This window comes from Aeromonas sp., from assembly GCF_051657805.1.
Classification (GTDB): Bacteria; Pseudomonadota; Gammaproteobacteria; order Enterobacterales; family Aeromonadaceae; genus Aeromonas.
The window spans coordinates 1-1,111 of the sequence record NZ_JBOFLJ010000023.1; the positions used below are offsets into that span (position 1 = coordinate 1).

General features: G+C 60.3%; 1 protein-coding gene. It reads left to right on the top strand.

Features of this window, described 5'->3' with window-relative positions; translation table 11 throughout:
* On the top strand, nucleotides 1-441 hold a 441-nt coding region (locus tag ACRCYW_RS08945), incomplete at its 5' end, for a hypothetical protein (protein ID WP_438549772.1).
* Nucleotides 442-1,111 lie beyond the last annotated feature (670 nt).

Consider the following 1,111-nt stretch of genomic DNA (forward strand, 5'->3'; position numbering starts at 1 on the left):
AACCCCACGGCACACTCCATCGTAGAAGATGTCCTTGAGAGACTCAGGGTCAACTTCAGTACCCCCCTTGCAAGCAGCGACCAGGGAGGCGAGAAACCGGAGGCGAGTAAGATACTGAGTGGGAAGTTCGCAGTTTCCCTGGAGCGTATTGTGCAACTCGTGGAGGTGGGTGTGAAGGTGGGCCATGGACGTAGGGAGGAACCCATACAAGATCTCTCGGACGAGTTCAGGACCCTGGTAGGCGAGGGACGGGGTAGCCTCAACCAGAGCGGCCACCGATGCGTCGCCAGAGATGGTCTTGAGGATAGTCTCGGCCATGCTCCGGGAGACTTCAACTGCAACCGGGTTGGTAACGTCGGTAGAGGGCGCCTCGGCGATGGACACAGATTTCCCAGCGTCGGAGTAGCACCATCCAGCACTACCCATCGCGAGCTGAACTGAACGAGACCACAAGTAGAGGGAGGCGGCGTCCCGATCGGTCGGGAGGGGGGGAACCGCAGTGTTCTGACGGCGGGTAAGATTCAGCTGGGCGAGCTGGAGTTCATTCTGTTGGGCGTGAAGTTGTGCAAGGGTGGTCATGATCGCAGCAGTAGGGTCAGGCGCAGTGGGCGCTGGTGGCGGACCAGCGGGCGGGGCCACTGCCGGAGGTGGAGGCCCAGTGGGTGGTGCCGCATCCGGTGGTGGAAAAAGAATCACGAGGTCCTGGAAGGGATCGCGGTAATGTCGGAGGACGGCGTCGGAGATGACCCACTGGGGAGCGATGCGTTCGGAGCGGACCAAGGGATGGTGGACATACAGGTCCTCCAGGGCGGCCATAGCATCGGCATGGTTGAGAAAGCTCGGAGGAGTGACCCGCCGGGGAGTGGAGACAAACCCAGCAGAGACAGCCCAGGCTCCACCATACGTGCGGCATAGATGCCGTGGAAGAACCCCTTGATGAGCATCAAAACCGTCGGCAAGGAAGAATATGTGCCCGGCGTTGGGACAGAGGGATCCATCCGGGAGACCAGTGAGGTTACGGAGGTAGGGATGCGGATACCACACCTCCGAAGTAGTGAAAGGGGCATGGAGATCGGTGGCCCAGTCCATAACTTGGAGGGAAAAAATCTGG